The organism is Bradyrhizobium sp. ISRA430, assembly GCF_029909975.1.
Taxonomy (GTDB): domain Bacteria; phylum Pseudomonadota; class Alphaproteobacteria; order Rhizobiales; family Xanthobacteraceae; genus Bradyrhizobium.
On sequence record NZ_CP094516.1, the window covers coordinates 7,884,420 to 7,903,382 of the forward strand.

At 64.5% G+C, this 18,963-nt stretch carries 16 protein-coding genes; all 16 read left to right on the forward strand.

From position 1 onward, the window contains the following. The first annotated feature begins 24 nt into the window (after positions 1 to 24). The 16 genes from mobB (at position 25) to MTX21_RS37010 (ending at position 18,962) form a co-directional block, all read left to right on the forward strand. A complete protein-coding gene (mobB, locus tag MTX21_RS36935; RefSeq protein WP_280969354.1) occupies positions 25 to 552 on the forward strand; it encodes a molybdopterin-guanine dinucleotide biosynthesis protein B in 528 nt (175 codons plus the stop codon). Positions 553 to 561: 9 nt separating this feature from the next. Beyond that, the gene (gene glp / locus MTX21_RS36940) at positions 562 to 1,821 is read left to right on the forward strand and encodes a gephyrin-like molybdotransferase Glp (RefSeq protein WP_280969355.1); all 1,260 of its coding nucleotides are present in this window, start codon (positions 562 to 564) and stop codon (positions 1,819 to 1,821) included. Positions 1,822 to 1,867: 46 nt separating this feature from the next. Beyond that, positions 1,868 to 2,131 (forward strand): sulfurtransferase TusA family protein, encoded by a 264-nt coding sequence (locus MTX21_RS36945; RefSeq protein ID WP_280969356.1) that lies wholly within the window; start codon positions 1,868 to 1,870, stop codon positions 2,129 to 2,131. A gap of 313 nt (positions 2,132 to 2,444) precedes the next feature. Then, positions 2,445 to 4,100: an OFA family MFS transporter gene (locus tag MTX21_RS36950; protein WP_280969357.1), complete on the forward strand. Its 1,656-nt coding sequence runs from the start codon at positions 2,445 to 2,447 to the stop codon at positions 4,098 to 4,100. Between the two features lie 328 nt (positions 4,101 to 4,428). Then, a complete protein-coding gene (locus tag MTX21_RS36955) occupies positions 4,429 to 6,135 on the forward strand; it encodes an NADH-ubiquinone oxidoreductase-F iron-sulfur binding region domain-containing protein (RefSeq protein ID WP_280969358.1) in 1,707 nt (568 codons plus the stop codon). Beyond that, on the forward strand, positions 6,132 to 8,897 hold the full coding sequence (gene fdhF / locus MTX21_RS36960; RefSeq protein WP_280969359.1) for a formate dehydrogenase subunit alpha: 2,766 nt from the start codon (positions 6,132 to 6,134) through the stop codon (positions 8,895 to 8,897). The genes MTX21_RS36955 and fdhF overlap by 4 nt, the downstream gene beginning before the upstream one ends. Before the next feature lie 323 nt (positions 8,898 to 9,220). After that, complete coding sequence (gene ybaK, locus MTX21_RS36965; RefSeq protein ID WP_280969360.1) at positions 9,221 to 9,694, forward strand: Cys-tRNA(Pro) deacylase; 474 nt, start codon at positions 9,221 to 9,223, stop codon at positions 9,692 to 9,694. Positions 9,695 to 9,904: 210 nt separating this feature from the next. Next, complete coding sequence (locus tag MTX21_RS36970) at positions 9,905 to 10,741, forward strand: N-acyl homoserine lactonase family protein (protein WP_280969361.1); 837 nt, start codon at positions 9,905 to 9,907, stop codon at positions 10,739 to 10,741. Between the two features lie 108 nt (positions 10,742 to 10,849). Next, the gene (locus MTX21_RS36975) at positions 10,850 to 11,797 is read left to right on the forward strand and encodes an ABC transporter ATP-binding protein (protein ID WP_280969362.1); all 948 of its coding nucleotides are present in this window, start codon (positions 10,850 to 10,852) and stop codon (positions 11,795 to 11,797) included. Further along, complete coding sequence (locus tag MTX21_RS36980; RefSeq protein WP_280969363.1) at positions 11,794 to 12,495, forward strand: ABC transporter permease subunit; 702 nt, start codon at positions 11,794 to 11,796, stop codon at positions 12,493 to 12,495. Before MTX21_RS36975 ends, MTX21_RS36980 begins: the two co-directional genes overlap by 4 nt. Before the next feature lie 12 nt (positions 12,496 to 12,507). Continuing rightward, positions 12,508 to 14,106, forward strand: a complete 1,599-nt coding sequence (locus tag MTX21_RS36985; protein WP_280969364.1) for a Gldg family protein — start codon at positions 12,508 to 12,510, stop codon at positions 14,104 to 14,106. Beyond that, positions 14,103 to 15,164, forward strand: coding sequence for a DUF4340 domain-containing protein (locus MTX21_RS36990; RefSeq protein WP_280969365.1), 1,062 nt, complete (start codon positions 14,103 to 14,105; stop codon positions 15,162 to 15,164). Before MTX21_RS36985 ends, MTX21_RS36990 begins: the two co-directional genes overlap by 4 nt. Further along, positions 15,161 to 16,249 carry a HupE/UreJ family protein gene (locus MTX21_RS36995; protein ID WP_280969366.1) on the forward strand — a complete coding sequence of 363 codons (1,089 nt, stop codon included), beginning with the start codon at positions 15,161 to 15,163 and terminating at the stop codon, positions 16,247 to 16,249. Before MTX21_RS36990 ends, MTX21_RS36995 begins: the two co-directional genes overlap by 4 nt. A gap of 205 nt (positions 16,250 to 16,454) precedes the next feature. Beyond that, complete coding sequence (locus MTX21_RS37000) at positions 16,455 to 16,895, forward strand: hypothetical protein (protein ID WP_280969367.1); 441 nt, start codon at positions 16,455 to 16,457, stop codon at positions 16,893 to 16,895. Beyond that, positions 16,892 to 17,749, forward strand: coding sequence for an alpha/beta hydrolase (locus tag MTX21_RS37005; protein WP_280969368.1), 858 nt, complete (start codon positions 16,892 to 16,894; stop codon positions 17,747 to 17,749). The genes MTX21_RS37000 and MTX21_RS37005 overlap by 4 nt, the downstream gene beginning before the upstream one ends. A gap of 16 nt (positions 17,750 to 17,765) precedes the next feature. After that, a complete protein-coding gene (locus MTX21_RS37010) occupies positions 17,766 to 18,962 on the forward strand; it encodes an ABC transporter substrate-binding protein (RefSeq protein ID WP_280969369.1) in 1,197 nt (398 codons plus the stop codon). Position 18,963 lies beyond the last annotated feature (1 nt).

The window sequence follows — 18,963 nt, forward strand, 5'->3', positions numbered from 1 at the left end:
GCGGCTGGCGGAGATCGAGTTGTTATGAAAGTCATCGGCCTTGCGGGGTGGAGCGGCGCGGGCAAGACCACGCTCTTGACGCGGCTCATCCCGCATTTCAACGCGCAAGGCTTGCGCGTCTCCGTGATCAAGCATGCGCATCACCAGTTCGACGTTGATGTGCCCGGCAAGGATTCCTGGCGGCATCGCGAGGCGGGCGCGGCCGAAGTCCTGGTCTCCTCCGCCAACCGCTGGGCGTTGATGCATGAGCTGCGCGGGGCGGCCGAGCCGCGGCTGCCGGAACTGCTCGCAAAACTGTCGGCGGTCGATCTCGTCGTGGTCGAGGGCTTCAAGCGCGAGCCGCATCGCAAGATCGAGGTGCATCGCGCCGCGAACGATAAGCCGCTGCTGTTTCCCGACGATCCGGGGATTGTCGGAATCGCGGCCGATATCGCCATTGAAACACGGCTGCCGACCGTCCATCTCGATGATATCCCGGCTGTGGCTGCGCTGCTGCTGCGCGCGGCGATGCCGGTCGAGGAAGCGGTCGCTAGAAGCGTTTCGACGCGCTGACGAGGCACTATGGCGCAACTGTCCGACGATTGCTTTGCCTTCGGGGGACCGATGATGTCGGTCGACGAGGCCGTTGGCCTGATCACCACCCGCGTCAACGCGGTCGCCGATCTCGAGACGGTGAGCCTGGTCGAAGCGGACGGGCGCGTGCTCGCGCGCGATATCGCGGCGCCGCTGCCGCTGCCGCCTTTCACCAACTCCGCCGTCGACGGCTATGCGGTGCGCAATGCGGACCTTCCGCAAGGCGAGGCGCGCTCGTTCCCGCTCGACGGCCGTATCCAGGCCGGTGGCATTGCGCAGGCGCCGATCAAGCCCGGCTACGCCGCGCGCATCTTCACGGGCGCGCCGATGCCGCCCGGTGCCGCGACCGTCTTCATGCAGGAAGACGTGCGCGTCGATGAATCGGGCAAGGTGGTGCTGCCGCCGGGGCTGAAGGCGGGTGCCAACGTCAGACCCGCGGGGGAGGACATTCCGCAAGGCCACGTCGCGCTGCGCGCCGGCCAGCGCTTGCTGCCGCAGCATGTTGCGCTCGCCGCGGCGTTCGGTCTGACCAAGCTCGACGTGGTCAGGCGCATCCGCGTCGCGGTGTTCTCGACCGGCGACGAGCTGGCGTCGCCCGGCGAGCCGCGCGCCGCGTCGCAGCTTTTCGACTCCAATCGTTTCATGCTGATGGCGATGCTGCGCCGTCTCGGCTGCGAGGTCAGCGATCTCGGCATCCTGCGCGACGAGCGTGCCTCGCTCGCCGACGGCTTGAAGCAGGTCGCCGGCGCGCACGATCTGATCCTCACCACCGGTGGCGTCTCGACCGGTGAGGAGGATCACGTCAAGGCGGCGGTCGAGAGCGTCGGCTCGCTGGTGCTGTGGCGGATGGCCATCAAGCCCGGCCGGCCGGTGGCGATGGGCATCATTGGCGGCACGCCGTTGATCGGATTGCCCGGCAACCCCGTTGCGAGCTTCGTCACCTTCGTCCATGTGGTGCGGCCGACGGTGCTGGCGCTCGCGGGCAGCACGCCCGAGCCCCTGACGCCGATGCCCGTGCGTGCGGCCTTCACCTACAAGAAGAAGGCCGGCCGGCGTGAATATGTTCGGGTCTCGCTGCGACGCGCGGAGGAGGACGGCGCGTTGGAGGTCATCAAGTTCCCGCGCGAGGGCGCCGGGCTGTTGTCGTCACTGGTCGAGACCGACGGTCTGGTCGAACTCGGCGAGAGCATCACGCTTGTCGAGCCGGGACAGAGTGTCGGCTTTCTTCCTTATGCCGACCTGATCTGAAGACCCTCGCGTTGACGCCATCGACCTGCCCCGCCATGTTGCGCCCATGACCAGGACCACGCTCGATCTCACCGGGCTGAAATGCCCGTTGCCTGCCTTGAAAACGCGCAAGGCGCTAAAACCACTGCAGCCGGGCGATCAGCTCGAAGTGCACTGCACCGACCCGCTGTCGGTGATCGACATTCCCAACCTGATCCGCGAGACCGGCGACAAGGTCGAGATCACCGAGCGTAATGACGCGCGCATCGTGTTCTTGATAGAGAAGGCAAATGCATCAATAGAAAACGCCAATGGTGCGCCGCGTCCTTGAGGCCGTCACCTCGTTGATACCAACCATTTGTCTATCACCATCGCGTCTGTCCCAATTGACAATTTCCGTGGGGACGCGGAGGTTGAATCGTGCCAGCGATACGTGGAGCAAGCTGGCCGATGTGAAGCCACACCGCGTGGCGTGCGGCATAGACCCCCACCTAAGGGGTTAGACGTCTGGAGTGCGCGTCGTGATCCTGGCGCGTGCCGAAACTTTGTGCGGGGCGGCGGGGACAGATGCGCCGCAACGGGCTGAGGACAAGGGTCATAGCAACAGGTTCACTCAGAAGGGTGTCCTGCAGGGGAGGATGTGTATGACTACAATTGAAAGCGCTGGAAGGCTGTCGGGCGCCGGCGCGGGAATTCTCGATCGCGAGCACACCGTCGCGAAGGCCGGCTTCAATCGCTGGCTGGTGCCGCCGGCGGCACTCTGCATTCATCTCTGCATCGGCATGGCCTATGGCTTCTCGGTGTTCTGGCTGCCGCTCTCGCGCGCCATCGGGATCACGCAGAGCAAGGCGTGCCCGGACATCTCGCTGTGGCAGGAACTGTTCACCACGACGTGCGACTGGAAGGTCGCCAGCCTCGGGTGGATGTTCACTTTGTTCTTCGTGTTGCTCGGCGTCTCCGCCGCGATCTGGGGCGGCTGGCTCGAGCGTGTCGGTCCGCGCAAGGCGGGCGTCGTCGCTGCGCTCTGCTGGGGCGGCGGTCTCTTGATCGGCGCCTTCGGTGTCTACGTCCACCAGCTCTGGATCATGTGGCTGGGCTGCGGCGTGATCGGTGGCGTCGGGCTCGGCCTCGGCTACATCTCGCCGGTATCGACTCTCATCAAATGGTTTCCGGATCGCCGCGGCATGGCGACCGGCATGGCGATCATGGGTTTTGGCGGCGGCGCCATGATCGGCGCGCCATTGGCCAATCTGCTGATCAACTACTTCAAGACGCCGACGTCCGTCGGTGTCTGGGAAACCTTCGTCGCCATGGGCGTGATCTATTTCGTGTTCATGATGATCGGCGCGTTTGCCTATCGCGTCACGCCGACCGGCTGGCAGCCGGAAGGCTGGACGCCGCCGAGCGAAAAGAAGTCGATGATCACCGAGCATCACGTGCACCTCGACAATGCGCACAAGACGCCGCAGTTCTGGCTGATCTGGTGGGTGCTCTGCTTGAACGTGTCGGCGGGGATCGGCGTGATCGGCATGGCCTCGCCCATGCTCCAGGAAATCTTCGCCGGCAAATTGATCGGTCATCCCGAGCTGACTTTCGGCCAGCTCTCGGTTGACCAAAAGGCGGTCATCGCGGGTATCGCGGCCGGCTTTGCTGGCCTGCTGTCGCTGTTCAACATCGGCGGCCGGTTCTTCTGGGCGTCGATGTCCGACTATATGGGCCGCAAGAATACCTACTATACGTTCTTCCTGCTCGGCATCGTGCTCTACGCGCTGGCGCCGACCTTCGCGGCGATGGGCTCGAAGCTGTTCTTCGTGCTCGCCTTCTGCATCATCCTCTCGATGTATGGCGGCGGGTTCGCGACCGTGCCGGCCTATCTGGCCGACATGTTCGGCACGCAGTTCGTCGGCGCCATCCATGGCCGGCTGCTGACGGCGTGGTCGACCGCCGGCATCATCGGTCCGGTCGTGGTGAACTACATCCGCGAGTTCCAGCTCGCGGCGGGCGTTCCGCGCGACCAGCTCTACAACACGACCATGTACATTCTCTGCGCGATGCTGATCGCAGGCCTGATCTGCAACTATCTGGTCAAGCCGGTCGATCCGAAGTGGAACATGAGCGAGGAGGAGGTTGCAAAGCTCCAGGCCGCGAGCGCCAAGGGCGAGGCTGCGATCCAGCATGGTTCCTTTGGCATCGGCACGGGCGGTCTGGACGCCAAGGCCGCGCTGTTCTGGGCGTTCGTTGGAATCCCGCTGGCCTGGGGCGTGTACAAGACGGTCGAGAGCGCGGTGAAGATCTTCTGATCGCAAGCTCACCGCCGCGGGAGGCTGAAGCTCGGCTTCCCGCGGTGTCTTGCATCAAGGAGTGCATGAACAGACCTGACGGCTAGGTTCCGCAATAGAACGTTTCGGGGGGCATGGCGGGCGCCCTGCCTGCCCCCTAAATCATTATAGAGGCGTTCTAAATTGTCTTGCATCTGGCATACCACAGGCTAAGGTTTCTCGGAATGAGGTTTGATCCGCAAGACGCGGGAGACGCGGTTCCCGAATGATCAGGCCAGGAAATGACGGCGGTTCGCGGTGGCGATCCTGCCGGCAATCATCGCGATTTTGAGGAGAACGCGGCGTTTCCATGAGCAGCCACGACGTTCACAAGGTTCTCGAATTCGAACACCCGGGCGAGGGGCGCCGGCGCGCCAAGGCCACGCCCAAGGGGCGGCAGGTCGATCCCACGGCAGCGCACGAGATTGCGCAATTGCTCGGCGATAAGCCGCGGCGGCGCGACCTGCTGATCGAATATCTGCACCTGATCCAGGACAAGTATCACCAGATCTCGGCCGCACATCTCGCGGCCCTTGCCGACGAGATGAAGCTCGCTTTCGCCGAAGTGTTCGAGACCGCGACCTTCTACGCGCATTTCGACGTGGTGAAGGAAGGCGAGCCGGACATCGCTCCGCTCACCATCCGCGTCTGCGACTCGCTCACCTGCGCGATGCTCGGCGGCGAGAAGCTGCTTGAAGACCTTCAGCGCACCAGCGGCCCCGGCATCCGCGTGGTGCGCGCGCCCTGCGTCGGTCGCTGCGATACGGCGCCGGCTGCGGAAGTGGGACACAATTTCGTCGACCACGCCACGGTCGGCGACGTGCTCGCGGCTGCGAAGTCCGGCGACACGCACGCCCATGTGCCGAAATACATCGACTATGACGCCTATGTCGCCGGCGGCGGCTACAAGCTGCTCGACCGCGTGCGCTCGGGCGAATTGTCGACGGACGATCTCCTGAAGTCGCTCGACGACGCCTCGCTGCGCGGCCTCGGCGGCGCAGGCTTCCCGACGGGGCGCAAATGGCGCGCGGTGTTAGGGGAGCCCGGGCCGCGGCTGATGGCGATCAACGGCGACGAGGGCGAGCCCGGCACGTTCAAGGACCGCTACTATCTCGAGACCGATCCGCACCGCTTCATCGAGGGCATGCTGATCGGCGCGCATGTGGTGCAGGCCGGCGAAATCTACATCTATCTGCGCGACGAATACCCGGCCGCGCGTGCAATTCTCGAGCGCGAGATCGCAAAGCTCCCCGCGGGCGGTCCGACGCTGCACATGCGGCGCGGCGCCGGTGCCTACATCTGCGGCGAGGAATCCTCGCTGCTCGAAAGCATCGAGGGCAAGCGCGGCCTGCCCCGGCACAAGCCACCTTATCCGTTCCAGGTCGGCCTGTTCGGCCTGCCGACGCTTATCAATAATGTCGAGACGCTGTGGTGGGTGCGCGACATCGTCGAGGAGGGCGCCGACTGGTGGAAGGGCCACGGCCGCCACGAGCGTCACGGCCTGCGCAGCTTCTCGGTCTCCGGCCGCGTGAAGAATCCCGGCATGAAGCTCGCGCCCGCCGGCATCACCGTGCGCGAGCTGATCGACGAATATTGCGGCGGCATGGCCGACGGCCACACCTTCTACGCTTACCTGCCGGGCGGCGCTTCCGGCGGCATCCTGCCGGCGTCAATGGACAACATCCCGCTCGATTTCGGCACTCTGGAGAAATACGGCTGCTTCATCGGCTCCGCTGCCATCGTGATCCTATCGCAGAAGGACAGCGTGAGAACGGCGGCATTGAACCTGATGAAGTTCTTCGAGGACGAGAGCTGCGGCCAGTGCACGCCGTGCCGCGTCGGAACCCAGAAGGCTGCGCTGCTGATGCAGCGGCCGGTCTGGAACCGTGCACTGCTGGAAGAATTGAGCCAGGCGATGCGCGATGCCTCGATCTGCGGGCTCGGACAGGCGGCATCGAATCCGCTCACTTCCGTGATCAAATATTTCCCTGACGAGTTCAAGGAAGCGGCTGAATGACGAAAATTACATTCGAGCTCGACGGCAAGCAGGTCGAAGCCAATCCGGGCGAGACCATCTGGCAGGTGGCACAGCGCCAGGGCCGCGAGATCCCGCATCTCTGCTATTCGCCCGCGCCGGACTACCGGCCTGACGGCAACTGTCGCGCCTGCATGGTCGAGATCGAGGGCGAGCGCGTGCTCGCCGCCTCCTGCAAGCGCACGCCGTCGGTCGGCATGAAGGTGAAGACCGAGAGTGCGCGCGCGGTTGCCGCGCAGAAGATGGTGATGGAGCTGCTCGTTGCCGATCAGCCGGCGCGTGCGACCTCGCACGATCCGGACTCGAAATTCTGGCACTGGGCCGAGACCACCGGCGTCACCGAGAGTCGCTTTCCCGCCGCCGAGCGCTGGGCGACCGACGCCAGCCATCCGGCGATGCGCGTCAATCTCGACGCCTGTATCCAGTGCGGCCTGTGTGTGCGCGCCTGCCGCGAGGTCCAGGTCAACGACGTCATCGGCATGGCTTATCGTAATGCCGGCGCCAAGATCGTGTTCGACTTCGACGATCCCATGGGCGAGTCGACTTGTGTCGCCTGCGGCGAGTGCGTGCAGGCCTGTCCGACCGGCGCGTTGATGCCGGCCGTGATGCTCGACGAGGCGCAGACCCGCGTCACCTATGCTGACAAGAAGGTGGATTCGCTCTGCCCGTTCTGCGGCGTCGGCTGCCAGGTCACCTACCAGGTCAAGGACGATAAGGTGATCTATGCGGAGGGCCGCGACGGCCCGGCCAACCGCAATCGTCTCTGCGTCAAGGGCCGCTTCGGCTTCGACTACATCCACCATCCGCATCGTCTCACCAAGCCGCTGGTGCGGCTGCCGAATGCGAAGAAGGACGCCAACGACCAGGTCGATCCAGCCAATCCCTTCACCCATTTCCGCGAAGCGTCGTGGGAGGAAGCGCTCGACATCGCCGCCAAGGGCCTGGTCAAGATCCGCGACGAGAAGGGTGTCAAAGCGCTGGCCGGCTTCGGCTCGGCCAAGGGGTCGAACGAGGAGGCTTACCTGTTCCAGAAGCTGGTGCGCACCGGCTTCGGGTCGAACAATGTCGATCACTGCACGCGGCTGTGTCACGCTTCATCGGTGGCGGCGCTGTTCGAGGGCCTGAGCTCGGGCGCGGTATCGGCGCCGTTCTCTGCCGCGATGGATGCGGAAGTGATCTGGGTGATCGGCGCCAATCCGACCGTGAACCATCCGGTCGCGGCGACCTTCATCAAGAACGCGACCAAGCAGGGCGCAAAGCTCTTCGTGATGGACCCGCGTCGGCAGTCGCTGTCCCGCCATGCGACCAAGCATCTGCAGTTCAAGCCCGGCTCCGACGTCGCCATGCTGAATGCGATGATCAACACGATCATCACCGAAGGGCTGACCGACGACCAATATATCGCCGGTTACACCGAAGGCTTCGAGGATCTGAAGGAGAAGATCAAGGAGTTCACGCCGGAGAAGATGGAGCCGATCTGCGGCATCCCGGCGCAGACCCTGCGCGAGGTCGCCAGAACCTATGCGCGGGCCAAATCCTCGATCATCTTCTGGGGCATGGGCATCAGCCAGCACGTCCATGGCACCGACAATGCGCGCTGCCTGATTGCGCTCGCGCTGATCACCGGCCAGGTTGGCCGCCCAGGCACCGGCCTGCATCCGCTGCGCGGCCAGAACAACGTGCAGGGCGCCTCCGACGCCGGCCTGATCCCGATGTTCTTCCCCGACTATCAGCCGGTCGGCCGCGACGACATGCGTGCCAGTTTCGAGAAGCTGTGGGGCCAGGAGCTCGATCCTGTCCGCGGCCTGACGGTGGTCGAGATCATGAACGCGATCCATGCCGGCGAGATCAAGGGCATGTATATCGAGGGCGAGAACCCCGCGATGTCCGACCCCGATCTGCAGCATGCGCGCGAAGCGCTCGCCATGCTCGATCATCTCGTGGTGCAGGATCTCTTCGTCACCGAGACCGCGTTCCACGCCGACGTCATTCTGCCGGCCTCGGCGTTCGCGGAGAAGGACGGCTCCTTCACCAATACCGATCGCCGCGTCCAGCTCGCGCGCCAGGTCATCAAGCCGCCGGGCGATGCGCGCCAGGATCTCTGGATCATCCAGGAGATCGGCAAGCGCATGGGCCTGCCGTGGAACTATTCGGGCCTCGGCGATGTCTTCACCGAGATGGCGCAGTTGATGCCGTCGCTCAAGAACATCACCTGGGAGCGGCTGGTGCGCGAAGGCGCCGTCACCTATCCGGTCGACGATCCCGACAAGCCCGGCAATGAGATCATCTTCACCACGGGCTTCCCGACCGCGAGTGGCCGCGGTAAGATCGTGCCGGCCAAGGTCGTCCCGCCGGACGAGGTGCCCGACGACGAATTTCCGATGGTGCTGTCGACCGGCCGCGTGCTCGAACACTGGCACACCGGCTCGATGACGCGTCGCGCGCAGGTGCTCGACCAGATCGAGCCCGAGGCGGTCGCGTTCATGTCGCCGAAGGACATGCGGAAGAAGAAGCTCGCGCCCGGCGATTTCATCCGGCTTGAGACCCGCCGCGGCGCGGTTGAGGTCAAGGTGCGCTCCGATCGCGACGTACCGGAGAACATGGTGTTCATGCCGTTCTGCTACGCGGAAGCGGCGGCGAACCTCCTGACCAACCCGGCGCTTGATCCGTTCGGAAAGATCCCGGAGTTCAAGTTCTGCGCGGCGAGAGCCGAACGCGTCGAGATGCGCGACGCGGCGGAGTGAGTGCGTACTGGCTGCCATCGCAGGCGAGGCTTGCCACATTGAACACTGTCATGCCCCGGCTTGCCGCCTTCGCTAAAGCTTCGGCGGCCGAGCAGCCTCGTGGCCCGGCGCAGCCTTGGCGAAGCCGGGACCGGAGCATCCAGTACTCCGCGGCTCGTCGATTAAGCTACAGACGGCTCTGGAATACTGGATCGCCCGATCAAGTCGGGCGATGACACCGAGATTGTGGACTGCGTGTACCTCAAGCCCGTCGTTGCGAGCTGTCGGCCCTGCGCGAAGCGCGGCCCGATGACCGTTCCGCGAAGCAATGCTAGACATTGCGCATGTCCAAAGCCACCCCCGCAACCCGCGCGCTCGCTGCCGCCGGTGTTGCCTTCACCCTTCACACCTATGACTACGATCCCGAGGCCGAGAGCATCGGGCTCCAGGCGGCGTCTGCGCTCGGCGAAGATCCGGCGCGCGTATTGAAGACGCTGATGGCACTGGTCGACGGCAAGCCGGTCTGCGTCATCGTTCCGTCCGACCAGGAAGTCTCGATGAAGAAGCTCGCTGGTGCCGCCAGCGGCAAGTCGGCGCAAATGATGAAGCCGCTCGAAGCCGAACGCGTCACCGGCTTCAAGGTCGGCGGCATCAGCCCGTTCGGACAACGCAAACCAGTGCGCACCGTGATCGAGCAAAGCGCGCTCGCCCATGACCAGGTCTATGTCAATGGCGGTCAACGCGGCCTGCAGGTGCGGCTCAGGCCGGCCGACGTGCGGGACGTCCTGAAGACGATCGTGGCCGACGTGGTCGCCTGAGCGCCCCAGCGGTGCCAATTGCAGCGCACAAAACCGCGCTTGGCACCGGTTGATTTATTTGCCCGGCTGCGTGCCTTGAGCCTGCACAGCCGTATGAGACTATGGTAGCATACCCACATCCGCTGAAAAAAGTGCGTCGAAAACAGGGAGGACGACATGCGGGTGACTGCGTCGAAGGTCCTTGGCTCACTGGCCGCAGGACTTTTTTTTATGTCGGCTGCCGCGCTGGCCGCTGAACCGCCAAAGGAGATGAAGCTTTACGTCTTCTCTTCGGGGGCGCTCAATCTCGACAAGTCGATCATTCAGAACGGCAGTAGCGGCAAGGTCCAGATTCCTGTCGGCTTTTTCTTGATCCGCCATCCCAAGGGCGACGTTCTGTTTGATTGCGGCAACAACGACCGCATCATCAAGGACCCCGATTATTGGGGCCCGTTCGTGAAGGCGCTTGATCCGGGCCGCTCGCCCGACGTCGCTATCGACGCGCAGCTTTCCAAGATCAACGTGAAGCCGTCCGATATCAAATATGTCGTCCTCGGCCATTTCCATGTCGATCATGCCGGCAACATCGGTAAGTTCCTGGATTCGACCTTTGTGTTCCAGCGCGACGAGATCAGGAACGCGTTCTGGCCGGCGCCGGGCTATGCCACCTTCTTCATCTCTGACGATTTCGCCATGCTGCGCAACAGCGTCGGCGGCGGCATGCCGGCCAAGTACAAGACCATCGAGCTTGATGGCGATCTCGACCTGTTCGGTGACAACAGTGTCTTCATCCACCGCACCGTATCGCACACGCCCGGAAGCCAGATCCTGGTGGTGCGCCTGCCGAAGACGGGCACGGTGGTGCTGACCAGCGATGCCGTCTATCTCCAGGAGAATCTGGACAAGAACATCCTGCCGAGCATCGGCAGCGTCTATGATCCCGTCGGCATGCTCGATGCCTACGCCTGGGTGAAGCGGGTTCGCGACACCGAGGGCGCTGACATCATCTATGCCCACGACCCCGATGTGTTCAAGGCGCACAAGCACTCGCCCGAATTCTACGAGTGAGTGGCGACCTCGGGTCGTTCCGCGCGCGTCGTCATCCCGGGCCTTCGCGCCCGGGATTTTGCGCGGTAGGCTTAGGCGGTGTTTGCCAGAGGGGTGTGTAGAGTCTCCATGCTTCCGGCTGTCTCTCCGGTCGTTCTCGCCGAGCGCGTCACGAAATGGTACGGCCCGCGGCGCGCCGTCGCTGACGTGTCCTTTACGATCTCGCCCGGCGAGATTGTCGGCCTGCTCGGGCCGAACGGGTCCGGCAAGAGCACGATCTTCCGCATGCTCACCGGCTATCTGGTGCCGACCTCGGGACGCATCGAGGTTGCCGGTTACGATGTTGTGGAAGATTCCCTCGGCGTGCGTCGCGCCATCAGCTATGTGCCGGAAGACGCGCCGCTTTACGACCACATGCGGGTCGGCGAATTCCTGCATTTCATGGCCGGCCTCAAGGGACTGCACGGGCCGAAGGCGAGGGCAGCGGTCGACGAGGCGACCGAGCGGCTCGATCTTGCGCGCGTCATGAAGCTGACGACCGGCAAGCTGTCGCGCGGCTTCCGCCAGCGGGTCTCGATCGCGCAAGCGCTCCTCGGTGATCCCAGGGTTCTCGTGCTGGACGAGCCGACCAGCGGGCTCGATCCGCATCAGGTGATCGCCGTGCGCGACCTGATCCAGTCGCTGGCCGGCCGCCACACCGTGCTGCTGGCCTCGCACGTCCTGCCCGAGATCGAGAAGATCGCCTCGCGCGTGATGATCCTGCTCGATGGCGTGCTTTTGACATCCGATGCGCTGAAAGATGCCGCGCAGGATCTGATGTTGCGTCTGTCGGTGGACGCGGCCGAAGATGTCGTGCGCGGTGCGACGAAGGCGGTCGCCGGTGTGCGCGAAATTGTCGCGAATCCGGACAGTGCGGGACGCTTCCTCGTCAGGGCGGAGCGGCGTCCCGCGCTTGCGGCCGACTTGGTCTCCGCCCTGGTCGCAGCGCAAATTCCGGTGCGCGAGCTGACCGAGCTCCGGCCCGATCTCGAACGGGTATTTCTCGATCTCACTCGGCGACCGGAGGCGGCCGCATGAGAAGCTTTGCGGTGCTGCTGGGTAAGGAAGCGACGGCGCTGTTCTCCTCGCCGATCGCCTACGTGCTCATGACCGTGTTCCTGCTGATCATGGGCTACAGCTTTACGCTCACGCTGTTCCTCAGCCATCAGCCCAGCATGGTGCACATCTTCTTCCAGATGTTCGTGCTGTTCATGCTGACCGTGCCGCTGATCACCATGCGGCTGTTCGCGGAGGAGCGGAAGCTGAAGACGCTGGAGGTTCTCCTGACCGCGCCGGTCTCCGAGGTCGCGATCGTGCTGGCGAAGTTCCTGGCCGCGATGAGCCTGATCGTCGTCATGCTCCTGCTCTCAGGCGCCTACGCGGCCGCGCTCGCCTGGTTCGGCGATCCTGATTTCGGCCCGATCTACAGCGGCTATTTCGGGCTTTTGCTATTTGGAGCGGCGCTGGTCGGCACGGGGCTATTGGCCTCGGCGCTGACGGCCAACCAGGTGATTGCGGCGCTGATGTCGCTCAGCGTGTTCCTCCTGCTCTGGATCATCGACAATTTCGGCTGGCTCCTGCCGAGCCCCGCCGACACGCTGGTGGTGAACCTCTCGCTCTCGGTGCATTTCCGTCCCTTTGCCGTCGGCTCGATCTATCTGTCCGATGTGGGCTTCTTCCTCAGCGTCACCCTGTTGATGCTGCTGTTGACGGTCCGCGCCCTGGCACGGCGGTGAGAGGGCAAGGCGATGAGCGGATCTGCCAGATCGAACATCGCGCTCCTCGTCCTGGCGGCCGGCGCCATCGCCAGTGGCGCGATCGGCTTTGCAGGATTCGGCGAGACGGCATCGAACAGCCTGTTGTTCGCCGCCTGCTTCCTCGCTCTGCTCGCGCTTTTCATGCTGGCAATCCGGCTTCCGTTGCGCGGCGGCGGCTTGCGCTGGTCGGCCTGGTTTGCGAACGCGTCGATCGTAGTCGCCGCGGTCGTGGCGGTCATCGGCGCCAATGTCGCGCTCTACCGCCACGACGTGCATTTCGACGTCAGCCGGGAAGGACGCAACACGCCGCCGCAGCAGCTCATCGACGTGATCGCACAATTGCGAACGCCGCTTGCGCTGACCTATTTCTACAATGCGAGCGATGCCAACGCGATCTCTGTCCGTGACCTCGTTCAGACCGCCGCGCGCAACCATCCGTTGCTGGCGTTCCGTGCCATCGATCTCGACAAGGAGCCCGGTCTTGCCCGAGATCTCGGCGTGCGCGCCTACAATACGGCGGTGCTGCAGGCCGAGGATCGCAAGGTCCTGGTCGAAAACGTCATCGATCCCGCCCGCATCGGCTATGCGGCATTGAGCGTGCTGCGCAAGCGCGTGGAGACGGTGTGCTTCGTCACCGGCCATGGCGAGACGTTTCGGCCGCTGCCCTCGCACTTCCATTTCAGCCATGTCGAGACCCTGAAGGGCCACGAGACGCCCGGTGCCGGCGACGTGCTGGAAACCGCGCCCGAAGCGCTCGACCGGCTCTTGCTGGCTCTGAACCAGATCGGCTTCGAGATGCGCGAGCTCGTGACAGTGACGGCGACCAGCATCCCGCCCGACTGTTCGGTTGTTGCCGATATCGGCCCGCGTACGGCTTTCACCGTTGACGAGGCGGTGCTGCTCGGCGATTATGTGAAGGGCGGCGGCCGGTTGCTGCTCCTGATCGATCCGCTGTCAGAGATCGGTGGTGATCTCGAGCGGCTACTGCTCAAGCCCGTGGGATTGTCGAGTGAAGCGGCGATCGTCATCGATCCCCTCAATCATTTCCGCACCGATGCGGACAAGGTCGCGGTGCCATACTATCCGCCGCATCCGATCACGAAGCGTCTGGCGCTCACCGTGTTTCCGCAGGCGCGGCCGATCGCGGTGTCGCGTCCGCCGTCCGGGGTGAGCCTTGTAGTGCTGGCCGCAAGCAGCCAGGACAGCTATCTGCGATCGCCTAAGGCTGCGGCTACGACAGGCGGAGATCCGCCAAACGCGCAGCGGAGCGCACAGCCGCTCGCAGTCGCGCTGGAAGGTAGCTGGCCGGGAGCCTCGCCGAGCAAACGCTTCCGCCTGGTCGTGGCCGGCACCAGCAAGGTCGCCAGCAACGAATATTTCCCCTATGTCTCCAATGGTGAGCTGTCGCTCGCCATGCTGCGCTGGCTCGCCGAGGATGACGCGACGCCGAGCGTCGCCCCGCAGACCTTCAAGCTGCCGGAGATCGTGCTGACCAGCAGCCAGATGCGGGACACCTTCATCGTGCTGGAGGTGCTGCTGCCGCTGAGCACGGCGCTGTTCGGTGTTGCAATGTGGTGGAGGCGACGGTGAGGGACCGGGCGGCCACCCGCGCGATGGTCCGATGGCTGACGCCGCTGCTCGCTGTTTGCCTGATGGCACTGCTGGGTGTCTTGATCGTCAGCGGGCAATGGCCGGAGCTGCGCAGCAAGGTCGCATTCGCACCGAAGGGGCTCGTGACGATCGCGCCCGCCGACGCGCAGCGGGTGGAGATTCGCTCTGACGGCGACAGCGTCGTCCTGTTGCGTAAGGCCGGCGAGTGGACGATCGAGGGCTTGGATGGCGCCGTGCCGGTCGAACTCAGATCGCATCTCAAAACGGCGCTGCGGCTTGTCACCGTCAGCGAGCCCGCACGCGAAATTTTAGCCGCGGAACTCACGGCGGCGAGCTTCGCCGCCTTTGGTCTCGATCCACCCGCAACGGTTGCCGTGATCGAGACCGCCGATGGTTCGACGACGTCCGTGAATGTGGGCGCGCTCAACCCGGCGAGCACCTCTCATTACGTCCGGATCGCCGGGCGTCCCGCAGTGTATCTGATGCCGCGCCATGTCGGGGAGGAGTGGAGGGTCACGCTCGATATGGCACGCCGTCTGCACGGCACGTCCGGGCCGGACGCGGCAAGCCGTGGCAGGAGCCTGTTGCTGCCGGTTTCGATGGCGCAGGTCTGGGCGCTCGAGATCGTCTATGCCGGCAAGCTCACCCGCTTCGAACGCGACGCCGCCGGCAACTGGTTCCGCCATCTCGGTCAGCACAATCACTCCGCCGGCAACCTCGTGCACGTCGCCGATCCCGAGCAGGCGCGCATCATCGACGCGGCGCTGCGTGCGTTCGATGCCGCCGCAGTCGAGACCTGGGTCGGACCGGCCGATCCGTCGCAACTCGCCCGCTACGGGCTCAACCTGCCGAGCCTGATCGTGCTGGTCTTCGCGCGCGATGCGGCTGCGCCGTTGGCCAGGCTCGAGTTCGGCACGTCCGCCGACAGTCTCGACCGCTACGCACGTCTCGCGCCCGATGGCGCGGTGGTCACCGTGGCCGAGTTCGAGATGCGCCGATTGACCGAGCTGCTCCGCGCCGTCGGAGCAGGATCATGAGCTTGCTCCGCCTCCTGCTCGGCATCGTCCTGCTCGGCTTCGGCGTGCCGGCGTGCGCGCACCAGGTCAATCTCTCGACGGCGCGCCTGGCGCTGGCCGCCGACCGCACCGTGACCGTCGAGGTGGCGCTCAAGGGCAGTGACGTCGACCGCCTCGTCGGCATCAAGATCTACGACGCAAAGGCGGACGCGGTCGATCCCGCCGCGGTCGATGCGGCTGCCGCATCGATCCTCGCGTACATGAAAGCACATCTCGCCGTGACCGGTGCCGACGGCACAGCCTGCAGCGCCGGAACAGCGGCGATCCTGGCGGACGGCGATGGCGTCATCTATCGCAACAGCTTTGCCTGCGCGGGCGTCGCCGGCGACATCGTCTATCGCTCCACTGTGCTGACCGAGAAGGATCCGACCGCGCGCCAGGTCGTGCTGGTCGCGCAGGGCAAGTCCGAGGCGCAGGCGCTGCTCGATGCCGGCAATACCACCGTCACGCTGTCGGCGCCGGCGCCGCCGCTGTGGTCGACAATGCAGCGCTATCTTCTCACCGGCATCGAGCACATCTTCCTCGGCTACGATCACGTCGCGTTCCTGATCGCGGTCGTGCTGTGGGCGCGCCGGCTCATTCCGGTGATCAAGATCGTCACTGCCTTCACCATCGCCCATTCCATCACGCTGTCGCTGGCGGCGCTGGACCTCGTCGTCATTCCGAGTCGCATCGTGGAGCCTGCGATCGCCGCCTCGATCGTGTTCGTGGCCGTCGAGAATTTCTTTTCGCGCGACATCGACAAGCGCTGGCGCGTGACCTTTCTGTTCGGGCTGATCCATGGCTTTGGCTTCGCCGGCGCGCTCCGGGAGGTCGGCCTGCCGGCCAACGCGATCGTGCCGGCGCTCGCGGCGTTCAATATCGGCGTCGAGATCGGGCAGGTAGCAATCGTCGCGATCGTCATGCCGGCGCTCGGCCTGTTCGATCGGCTGATCGCGCCTGATCCGGCCAAGCCGGTCAGGGCGGCAAGATTGGTCTATGCCGTATCCGCGGCGATCAGCCTGCTCGGCGGCTATTGGCTCTTCACGCGCGTGTTCGAGGCCTGACCGAGGCGGCTTGCATACGCCTTCGCGGCGTTGCTTGGGCCCATTCATTCCCGTGAGCATCTTGGTGGTGCCGCTGTCCGGCGTCGGGGACGGCGCACCCATGACATCGAGGCGGGCTTGAGTTCATGTGCGGGGCCTGTATAGAACAACGGAAGAAATAGAATATCGTTCTGTAGGGTAGAACGACTCGATCGAGGGTGGAGCAATGGAATTCGACCGTGGCCAGAGCAGCGATCCGCCGGTGTCATTTTCGCCAGACGCTGTCGTCGCGAGCTTCAGGGCAATTCCGGAGTTGCTGGCGCGCGACGCGGCGCTGATCGCACGCGGCCGCTGGCTCGACGTCGATTGTCTGCTCGGCCCGAGCACGCAGCCGTTTCATGTCGCCATCCGTGCCGGGCAGATCATCGACATGGCGCCCGCGCCGGTGCTGATGCGGTCCTGGCGGTTCGCCTATCGCGCGACGCCGGCGGCATTCGCGGCCTATTGGCAGACGATGCCGCCGCCCGGTTGGCATGATCTTCTGGCGCTGACCAAGCGCGGGCAGGCGACGCTCGAAGGCGATCTGCATCCCTTCATGGCGCATCTGCAGTATTTCAAGGATCTCTTGGCGCTGCCGCGCCGCAACGGTTTCGGAGGCCCGTCATGAACGGCTTCATCGAGCCGATCGTCGGCCGTTACGTGCATGTCGAGATCAACGGCGAAACCAATCGCATCTATTTCGAGGAGAACGGTAGCGGCATTCCGCTGGTCTGCCTGCACACTGCGGGCTCCGATGCGCGGCAGTGGCGTCATCTGCTCGTCGATGAGGAGTTCACCAAAAACTTCCGCGTCATCGCCTTCGACATGCCATGGCATGGCAAATCGAATCCGCCGGACAGCCAATATGGCAGCGAATACCGGCTCACCACGGCAGGCTATACCGCGACGATCCGCGCTTTTTGCAAGGCGCTGAAACTGGAATGGCCAGTGGTGATTGGCTGCTCGATCGGGGGCCGCATCGTGCTGAACCTCGCGATCGAGCACGCCCGCGAGTTCCGCGCGCTGATCGGGCTCGAGGCCGCCGATTTCCAGCAACCCTGGTACGACACCGCCTGGCTCAACCGGCCCGACGTTCATGGCGGTGAAGTCTGCGCAGCGCTCGTGTCCGGCTTGATCGCACCGAACGGCCCGGAAGCGGCGCGAAACGAGACGCTGTGGGGCTACAAGCAGGGCGGCCCCGGCATCTTCAAGGGCGACCTCTATTTTTATCGCGTCGACGGCGATCTGCGCGGTCGCATCGGTGCCATCGATGTCAACCAGTGCCCGCTCTACCTCCTGACCGGCGAGTACGATTTTTCCTGCACGCCGGACGACACGATGCGCACTGCGGCAGGCATTCCGGGCGCCAAGGCCGCGGTCATGGAGCGGCTCGGCCATTTCCCCATGAGTGAGAACCCCGCGCAGTTCCGCCGCTACATAGCGCCCGTCCTGCAAGACATTCTCGACAAGCAAAGTTCGTAAAGTGGAGTCGTATCGTATGAAGTTGCGTTGGATTGCGGTGGCCGTTCTGGCCGCACAGGCGAGTGTGGCGTCGGCCGCTGACAATGTCATCCGGATCGGCGTCCTCAACGACCAGTCCGGTGTGTTCGCCGACAATGGCGGGCGCGGCTCGGTCGCCGCTGCGAAGCTCGCGGCGGAGGATTTCGGCAACGAGATCCTCGGCAAGAAGATCGAGATCATCTCGGCCGATCATCAGAACAAGCCTGACATTGCCTCGGCTACTGCGCGCAAATGGTTCGACAATGAGGGCGTCGACATGATCGCGGACGGCGCGGCCTCGTCCGCCGGCTTTGCCATCCTCGAAGTGGCCAAGCAGAAGAACAGGATCTTCGTGATCAGCGGCCCCGGCTCATCCGACTTCACCGGAAAGTCCTGCTCGCCGATCAGCTTTCACTTCAACTACGATACTTATGCGCTGTCCAAGCTGACCAGCGACGCGATCACGCGCGCCGGCGGCAAGACCTGGAATTTTGTCACCGCCGACTACGCTTTCGGCCATGCGTTGCAGCGCGACGCAACGAAGTTCATCGAGGCAGCCGGCGGCAAGGTGATCGGCTCGGCCGCGCACCCGCTCGGCACCGCCGACTTCGCCTCGTTCCTGTTGCAGGCGCAGGGCTCCAAGGCCGACGTCGTGGGCCTTGCGACCTCCGGCGCGGATGTGCAGACCGCCATCAAGCAGGCCGGCGAGTTCGGCATCGTAGAGGGCGGTCAGAAGCTTGCCGGTCTGCTCGTCTTCATCACTGACGTCAATTCGCTCGGCCTGAAGGTCACCCAGGGCCTGCAGGTGACGACCTCGTTCTATTGGGACCTCAATGAGGAGACGCGGGCGTGGTCGAAGCGCTACGCCGCGCTGATGGACGGCAAGGTCGCGAGCATGGTGCAGGCGGGTGTCTATAGCGGGGTCCGCCACTATCTCGCCGCCGTCAAGGCCGCCGGCACGACGGACGCGACGGCCGTTGCGGCAAAAATGCACGAGATGAAAGTGAACGACATGTACAATAAGGATGTCGCAATCCGGCCCGACGGGCGCGTGCTGCACACGATGTACCTCGTGCAGGTGAAGAAGCCGGAGGAGGCCAAGTACAAATACGATTACTACCGGGTCGTCAGCTCCAAGCCGGGTGATGACGTTTTCCGGCCGATGAGCGAGGGCGGCTGTCCGCTGGTCAAGTAGG

What these genes read in the sequence shown, in the direction of transcription:
- MTX21_RS36955 (WP_280969358.1), top strand. Translation starts at nt 4,429, where the DNA reads ATGAGCAGCCACGACGTTCACAAGGTTCTCGAATTCGAACACCCGGGC.
- MTX21_RS37005 (WP_280969368.1), top strand. Translation starts at nt 16,892, where the DNA reads ATGAACGGCTTCATCGAGCCGATCGTCGGCCGTTACGTGCATGTCGAG.
- MTX21_RS36995 (WP_280969366.1), top strand. Translation starts at nt 15,161, where the DNA reads ATGAGCTTGCTCCGCCTCCTGCTCGGCATCGTCCTGCTCGGCTTCGGC.
- ybaK (WP_280969360.1), top strand. Translation starts at nt 9,221, where the DNA reads ATGTCCAAAGCCACCCCCGCAACCCGCGCGCTCGCTGCCGCCGGTGTT.
- glp (WP_280969355.1), top strand. Translation starts at nt 562, where the DNA reads ATGGCGCAACTGTCCGACGATTGCTTTGCCTTCGGGGGACCGATGATG.
- MTX21_RS36975 (WP_280969362.1), top strand. Translation starts at nt 10,850, where the DNA reads ATGCTTCCGGCTGTCTCTCCGGTCGTTCTCGCCGAGCGCGTCACGAAA.
- MTX21_RS37010 (WP_280969369.1), top strand. Translation starts at nt 17,766, where the DNA reads ATGAAGTTGCGTTGGATTGCGGTGGCCGTTCTGGCCGCACAGGCGAGT.
- MTX21_RS36980 (WP_280969363.1), top strand. Translation starts at nt 11,794, where the DNA reads ATGAGAAGCTTTGCGGTGCTGCTGGGTAAGGAAGCGACGGCGCTGTTC.
- MTX21_RS36985 (WP_280969364.1), top strand. Translation starts at nt 12,508, where the DNA reads ATGAGCGGATCTGCCAGATCGAACATCGCGCTCCTCGTCCTGGCGGCC.
- MTX21_RS36945 (WP_280969356.1), top strand. Translation starts at nt 1,868, where the DNA reads ATGACCAGGACCACGCTCGATCTCACCGGGCTGAAATGCCCGTTGCCT.
- MTX21_RS36950 (WP_280969357.1), top strand. Translation starts at nt 2,445, where the DNA reads ATGACTACAATTGAAAGCGCTGGAAGGCTGTCGGGCGCCGGCGCGGGA.
- MTX21_RS37000 (WP_280969367.1), top strand. Translation starts at nt 16,455, where the DNA reads ATGGAATTCGACCGTGGCCAGAGCAGCGATCCGCCGGTGTCATTTTCG.
- fdhF (WP_280969359.1), top strand. Translation starts at nt 6,132, where the DNA reads ATGACGAAAATTACATTCGAGCTCGACGGCAAGCAGGTCGAAGCCAAT.
- mobB (WP_280969354.1), top strand. Translation starts at nt 25, where the DNA reads ATGAAAGTCATCGGCCTTGCGGGGTGGAGCGGCGCGGGCAAGACCACG.
- MTX21_RS36970 (WP_280969361.1), top strand. Translation starts at nt 9,905, where the DNA reads ATGTCGGCTGCCGCGCTGGCCGCTGAACCGCCAAAGGAGATGAAGCTT.